The organism is Robertmurraya beringensis (genome assembly GCF_042433785.1).
In the GTDB taxonomy this organism is placed as follows: Bacteria; Bacillota; Bacilli; order Bacillales; family Cytobacillaceae; genus Robertmurraya_A; species Robertmurraya_A beringensis.
Genome location: NZ_JBHLUU010000081.1, coordinates 1 through 7,161 on the forward strand (window position 1 = coordinate 1; position 7,161 = coordinate 7,161).

Consider the following 7,161-nt stretch of genomic DNA (forward strand, 5'->3'; position numbering starts at 1 on the left):
TTTGTACAGGGTAAGACCACCAATAAGAGCCACGTCATATACTCACTGTTTGTGGTATCTACATTATGGAGTGGGGAACCAATTTTCATTCCTGGGTTAAGAGCGAAAGATCATGATTGTTTTTTGAGAAAAAATACTTTTGTCTCTTTATGAACGACAAAGTTGGTTTTTCACTTTGTTGATAGTGTTAACTATGTGAGATAACATGTGAAGGTACTAATTTTAGAAGGAGATCGAACATGACACAATCAAATATAAAAGTGGCTGTACAAAAGTTTGGTAATTTCCTAAGTTCTATGGTCATGCCAAATATTTCGGCATTTATTGCTTGGGGGTTAATTACAGCTTTATTTATTCCTACTGGTTTTTTTCCAAATGAAAACCTTGCCAAAATGGTTGGCCCGATGGTTACCTATTTACTTCCTATTATAATTGGATATACAGGTGGGAAACTTGTTCATCAAGAACGTGGAGCAGTTGTTGGTGCTATTGCAACGATGGGTGTGATTGCAGGAGCAGACATACCTATGTTTCTTGGTGCGATGATCATTGGTCCGTTAGGCGGCTTTGTTATTAAGAAATTTGACCAGTTAATTGAAGGGAAAGTTAAAGCTGGTTTTGAAATGCTTGTAAATAATTTTTCTGCGGGTATTCTAGGAGCGATCCTTGCCATTCTAGCATTTTTAGGAGTTGGACCTGCAGTTGATGTGTTTACCGGATGGCTCGTATCAGGAGTTGACTGGTTGGTTGGAACAGGACTGCTTCCATTAACTAGTATACTAATTGAACCAGCAAAAGTATTGTTCTTGAATAATGCGATTAATCACGGAGTTCTTTCACCCATTGGTGTGGAACAAGTAAAACAAACGGGACAATCCATTCTGTTCCTTCTTGAAGCAAATCCAGGTCCTGGAATTGGTGTCCTACTTGCGTATATGTTTTTTGGAAAAGGAACAGCAAAGAAATCAGCACCAGGTGCAGGAATCATTCACTTTTTCGGTGGAATTCATGAGATTTATTTCCCATATATCTTAATGCGCCCTATGTTATTTTTCGCTGTCATCCTAGGTGGAATGAGTGGAGTATTTACATTGGTTCTATTAGGCGGTGGATTATTTGCTCCATCATCACCAGGTAGTATTCTTGCCATTACTGCGGTTACCCCACATCATGCAAGTGCATATATAGCAAACTTTGCTGGTGTAATTGTGGCAGCAGTCGTGTCATTTATTGTTTCTTCCTTTATTCTGAAAACGGGGAAACAGGGGGAAGATGACCTAGAAGCAGCCGCTCAAAAAATGCAAGAAATGAAAGGGAAGAAAAGCTCTGTATCAAATGTACTTACAGATCAAGGAGCTATCCCTGACAATGTTACAAAGATTATCTTTGCATGTGATGCTGGAATGGGTTCAAGCGCTATGGGAGCATCGTTGTTACGTAAAAAAGTAAAAGAAGCGGGAATGGATATCGGGGTTACCAATATGGCTATTAGTAATCTTCCAGCGGACGCTCAAATTGTCATTACACAGGAGGAGCTAACTCCTAGAGCAAAAAACAAAGTACCAAACGCTTATCATATTTCTGTTGATAATTTCCTTTCAAGTCCTGAGTACGATAAGCTCATTAGTGAGTTGCAATTTCCAGCAAGTTCCACTCTTCATGAAGTCGTTGAAGATGCAGAAGAGAATGCTACCGATCATTTGAATGAGGAAGAATCACATAACGATGATTTGCTTCGTCCTGAAAATGTCTTTATCAATCAGGAGTTTGCCAATAAGGAAGAAGCCATTCGCTTTGCCGGTCAAGCATTAAAGAATGCAGGTTACGTCGATGAAAGCTATATCGAAGCGATGATTGAGAGAGATAACATGACTTCTACGTATATGGGAAATGATGTTGCGATTCCCCATGGAACAGAAGAAGCGAAGAAGGCAGTTATTAGATCAGGATTTACTGTCCTTCAGGTTCCGAATGGCGTGGATTTTGATGGACAGAAAGTACGTTTAATCTTCGGTATTGCTGGAAAAGACGGTACACATCTTGAAATCCTTTCTGGTATCGCAATTACTTGCTCCGATATGGAAAATATCGAAAAAATGGCTCAAGCAAAAACAGCTCAAGAGATTATCGATATTATTGGTAAAAAGTAAATAAGAAATAAAAAATAGAAAAGCGTATGTCTGCGCTTTTCTATTTTCTAGTTATTTCACTCAGGAACGAGTTGATACCGTGGATATAACCTCAAGGGAAAAAGCCATCATTGAATTGATTATTAAAACTTCTGGAAAACATACCGTTCTCTCAATTGCCTCTTCCCTAAATGTAAGTACCAGGACGATACAACGTGATTTAAAGGCAACAGAAAGGATCATGGAGAAGTTTGGACTAAGGCTAACACGCAACATGGATCAAGGTCTTTCTATTGAGGGGAAGAATGAACAGATATACAGGTTAATTCAGCATATAGCAGGGAGTACTCCAATTGATCAAACTCCTCTCGAAAAAAAGCTTCGATTACTTTTGGCTGTATATGAAGAAGAACATTTTAAAATTCAAACGTTAGCCACTCACCTTGGTGTCAGTTCAGCAACATTAGCCATTTATCTGGACGAACTGGCGGAATGGCTAGAGGTTTTTCAATTACAGTTAACAAGGAAAAGAGGAGTAGGAGTAGAACTGCATGGTACAGAGGCGAACAAACGAAGAGCACTTGTCCATTTTTTTCTACAGTATTTTCACGATGAGTTAATAGAAAAGCTATTTATTTTGGAAAAGGGAAGTCCATCCGAGGAAAAGATTCTTCATTATTTTTATCATGATGAGTTATTAGAAGTACTTACCTTAGTCAATACTACCTTTCATAAAACCCAAGTCCGAGTAACAGATCGAGCATACTTGGAAGTAGTCTTACATATTTATATCACTTTAATGAGAACGGATGCTCACTTTTTGTTGGAAGAGGATGTAATCTTACAAGAAAAAGAGGTTGCGATTGAATATGATCTGATGTTGATGATTAGTCGTGAGTTAGAACGAAAGCTTGATATGAGCCTTACAAAAAGAGATATTCTTTTTTTAGCATTGATTCTAAAAGGTACAAAGCTTCAAGGTGCTGAGGCTGAACCTGAAAACATATTACTTGCTCAGCTGATTAAAAATGTGATTCGCTCTGTTTCTAATCAGCTTCAGGTCAATTTAACGGATGACTTCTCCTTATTTCAAGGGTTGCTTGCCCATATGGAGCCAGCGCTCTTTCGTATCGAACAGAAAATGGAGTCGTTTAATCCACTAAAAGAAGAAATCAAACGGAAGTATCCGGTTTTGTTTATGGCAGTAAAAAATAGTGTGAAGGAAGAGTTTAAGTCCATTGACTATTTTCCTGAGGACGAGATTGCTTTTATGGTGTTACACTTCGGTTCCGCATTATTAATGCAGGAAGAGCATTTGACCATTAAAGCCTTGGTGATTTGCCCTACCGGTATCGGGACTTCAAAGATGTTGGCTAGTAGAATCAAAAAAGAAATAGCAGAAATTGATTCAATTGATATTAAGTCGATTAAAGAAATATCGGAACATGTGAACTTACAAGCATATGACGTGATTATTTCCACTGTAAGATTGCCTTTCATCAATAAAGAATACATTTTAGTGAACCCGTTATTGAGTACGGAGAACATTGATACGATTAAAAGCTTTATACAGAATAATATTGAAGCCATAGCAAAGGGTGAAAAATACAAAAAGATCGAACGTCATTCTGTACCTTCATCTGTTGTTAAGAAAAACATCGATTTGCATGACATGCTAGAGGACATTAAGAGTATTCAACATAGTATAGAGTCTATCATGCAAAATTACCGATTTTACAGGATGAACCATTCGGAAAGCCAGGAATTGATCCTTAATAAAATGTTGCAGATTGCCGAGAAAGAGAATCTAGTGACTGAATCTGAGGACATTCTTTATTCGCTCAAAGAGAGGGAAAAAAGAGGGGGGCTCGGGATTCCTCAGACCAATTTAGCCTTATTTCATGCAAGAAATGAGCATGTGCGTGAGCTGATTTTCCAAATTGCTCATCTGCCTAATCCTTGTCTGGTTAGGGGAATGGATGGAAACATGGTCATGATGAAGAACCTATTGCTCATGCTGGCCCCATTAGAGTTAAGCAACAGACAGCAGGAGATTATTAGCTTAATTAGTACAAATATTATTGAAACCGATGAAGCTATTTTGATTTTTTCATCGGCAAATGAAGAACTAATTTATAAGAGATTAGAGTCTATTTTTTCGAATTATTTACAGTCGAATTTTAAAATAAATGATAGAGGGATGATGTAATGAAATTAGCAGTACATTTTGGAGCAGGTAACATCGGGAGAGGATTTATTGGAGCCCTTTTTTCTCAGTCAGGATACCATGTTACTTTCGTAGACATTGCCGAACCAATCATTAATCAATTAAATGATGAAAAACAATATAAAGTGAAGCTTGCCACAGATGCACAAGAGAGTATTCTTATTGAGAATGTTTCAGGATTGAATAATTTAACACAGGAAAATGAAGTAATAGAAACAATCAAGAAGGCAGCTTTTTTAACGACGGCTATTGGACCTAACATTCTCCCGAGAATAGCGCCTTTAATTGCAAAGGGATTGGCTGCAAGGGTAGAAGAGAATAGTGACAAGCTATATGTCATTGCCTGTGAAAATCAAATTTCCGCTACTGACTTATTAAAGGGTTATATTTTAGAGCATCTTGATAATCAAACGCAAGAAAAGGTACTTGCTCATGTAGAATTTTTAAATTCTGCTGTTGACCGTATCGTACCGATTCAAAATAATCAAGGTTCTCTCGATGTACTTGTTGAACCTTACCATGAATGGGTGGTAGAAACGAAAGAAGAAATTCCTCCTATTGAAGGAATGATTATCGTTCCTGAACTAGCTCCATTTATTGAAAGAAAGCTGTTTACGGTTAACACAGGACATGCCGTTATTGCTTATTTCGGTTATCTGGCAAAAAAAGAAACGATTGACCAAACTCTAGCGGATATGGATATCTACAATCAGGTGAAGGCCACACTTGGTGAGACGGGTGCTTATTTAATCAAACAGTACGATCTAGATCCGGAAGAACATCAGAAATATATTGAGAAAATCATAAAACGTTTCGAGAATTCTCATCTGCATGATGGTGTGACAAGAGTAGGTCGTTCCCCGTTAAGAAAGCTTGGACCAGAGGATCGACTCGTTCGTCCAGCCCTACAAGCTCTAAAAGCGGGCCTTTCTTACGATAATTTAGCAAAGGCTATTGCTGCAGCCTTACTTTTTGATTACAAAGATGATGAAGATGCAGTAAAGCTTCAGTCAATGATTAACGAACATGGAGTGTCGTATGTTCTTCAACAAGTATGTGGTCTTGAGGAGTCAAGCCAACTTGCTAATGATATTATTAGACATTATGAAGTATTAAAGGGGTAAAACCCTTTCTAGAGTAAGGTTGTCGGATGGTTACCGTCAACCTCTTTTTTTATCATGAATTAGGGCTTTTAGTGGTAGAACCTTACCCTACAAAGTTTTAAGGTATTTTAGTAATCTTGATATTGCATCCTATTACTGTATAATGATAAATTTAATGGGTATATGCTACTACTTTTGCAGATTAAATTGAAAATATTATTTTAGAGATTTTTAAAGAAAATATACCATCGATAATGGCAAACTTATTGAAAAATAAGGACGCAAAGCTACGGGTCTAAAGCTAGGTACAGCAATGATCGCCGGGTTACCGAAAGGGTTGGATTAATAAAATGGTAGGATTATTTCCTATTTTATTAAAGCTCACCAATCTTTTGGTGGGCTTTTTATTGTTAGTTATTAACACTTCACTCATTACTTCAAGCTCAGATAAATTAAAAATTTTATAAAGAGAGGTAGAAAAAAACGATTAAAATAATATGAAATATTATAGGAGAAACAAATGAAAAATAAGAACATAGTTGTCTTTATGAGGGAATACTCGTCAAATAAAAAAATTAAAGAATTACTAAAAAAAATAAATCCTTTGCTTGCTAAAAAAGAGAATAATCTAAGAATCCATCTAGAGGCGTTAATCAATAATGGGATAACCGAAGAGGAATTTATGGTATTAGATGCAAAAGTGAAGTTAGGTAAACTATGTCTGGATTTAGAAGAATTTATTCCTAATAGTTTTGCTACTATCCTTTTTTATGTGAAAGAGGAAAACAAGATCTATCATGGGGCTGCACCCAATATTCCTTTACAATATTTTGAATTTTTTCAGGATATAAATGATAAGCAACTGTTTCATGAAATGATTTGTGGTAGAGCAATTGCTTCAAGGGACATTGTTTACTCTGAGATTTTTTCGGATCCACAATGTATTCATGAGAGGCGAATTTCTTTGGAAAGAGGTTTCCAATCAGTTTGGTCAGTTCCTTTTTTTAAAAATGATTCAATAATTGGTACATTTGCCATTTATCAAACAATAAAGAAGAAGCCGTCTAGAAATCAAATAGAACAAGTAAAACAAAAGGTTTCTGAATATCAAGATGAAATATATAGATTTTCAAATAACATAGTTTAAAAAATGCTTAAACTGTGACCAGAAAAGTTTTACTAGGTAGTTACGAAAACCTGATTAGTGCAGTTTTAGTTTGTCCGGGTTGAGTACTCAATGTAGTTTATTGGTATTTTATAGCTAGATATTCTTTCTTACATTGGAGAGCCCGCTAGTAACTAGCGGGCTTTATTTTAGGTGACGGGGTCGAAGCCACAAGTGCAGTTACGTTCTAGGTTGGCTACTGGTATAGTAAAACCATATGAAAAAGGACAACCAGAAATATGGCTGAGCTTATATACACTATTAAACATGAGGTAAAAAAATGGACAAAATCATACACTCTCTAAAAAGTTTTCGTTACACCAAAGCGGTGTTTGTCAAGATAGTTGTCGCATTTAACTTGTTTACTAGTGTAAGAACGTAAGGGTAACTACCGCGCTTTGCTTGGTGGTCTTCTCATCAAAGAACAGAATTCATTCTGTTCTTTGATGAGAAGGGAATGGGTAGTTCAAGCTCAGTCGCAGTGGGGCTATTTTGTTCCATCCTTTTCTATCTTGTCCTTTATTGGGTTTAAAGCCA

Annotated in this window: 4 protein-coding genes and 1 riboswitch; all 4 genes read left to right on the forward strand. The window is 36.7% G+C overall.

The features are described 5' to 3' along the window. Positions 1-239: 239 nt before the first annotated feature. The 4 genes from ACFFHF_RS12265 to ACFFHF_RS12280 all read left to right on the forward strand — a co-directional run bounded on the left by ACFFHF_RS12265 (position 240) and on the right by ACFFHF_RS12280 (position 6,606). Entirely contained in the window at positions 240-2,150 is a 1,911-nt protein-coding gene (locus ACFFHF_RS12265) for a PTS mannitol transporter subunit IICBA (protein ID WP_377058262.1), read from the forward strand. Between the two features lie 79 nt (positions 2,151-2,229). After that, entirely contained in the window at positions 2,230-4,338 is a 2,109-nt protein-coding gene (locus tag ACFFHF_RS12270) for a BglG family transcription antiterminator (RefSeq protein ID WP_377058263.1), read from the forward strand. Beyond that, on the forward strand, positions 4,338-5,480 hold the full coding sequence (locus tag ACFFHF_RS12275) for a mannitol-1-phosphate 5-dehydrogenase (protein ID WP_377058264.1): 1,143 nt from the start codon (positions 4,338-4,340) through the stop codon (positions 5,478-5,480). Before ACFFHF_RS12270 ends, ACFFHF_RS12275 begins: the two co-directional genes overlap by 1 nt. Positions 5,481-5,705: 225 nt before the next feature. Continuing rightward, a riboswitch (cyclic di-GMP riboswitch) is annotated at positions 5,706-5,792 on the forward strand. A gap of 187 nt (positions 5,793-5,979) precedes the next feature. Next, on the forward strand, positions 5,980-6,606 hold the full coding sequence (locus tag ACFFHF_RS12280) for a GAF domain-containing protein (protein ID WP_377058265.1): 627 nt from the start codon (positions 5,980-5,982) through the stop codon (positions 6,604-6,606). The last annotated feature ends 555 nt before the right edge of the window (positions 6,607-7,161 follow it).

Excerpts from the sequence above, each read along its gene's own strand:
- ACFFHF_RS12265 (WP_377058262.1), top strand. The coding sequence starts at position 240 with ATGACACAATCAAATATAAAAGTGGCTGTACAAAAGTTTGGTAATTTC.
- ACFFHF_RS12275 (WP_377058264.1), top strand. The coding sequence starts at position 4,338 with ATGAAATTAGCAGTACATTTTGGAGCAGGTAACATCGGGAGAGGATTT.
- ACFFHF_RS12280 (WP_377058265.1), top strand. The coding sequence starts at position 5,980 with ATGAAAAATAAGAACATAGTTGTCTTTATGAGGGAATACTCGTCAAAT.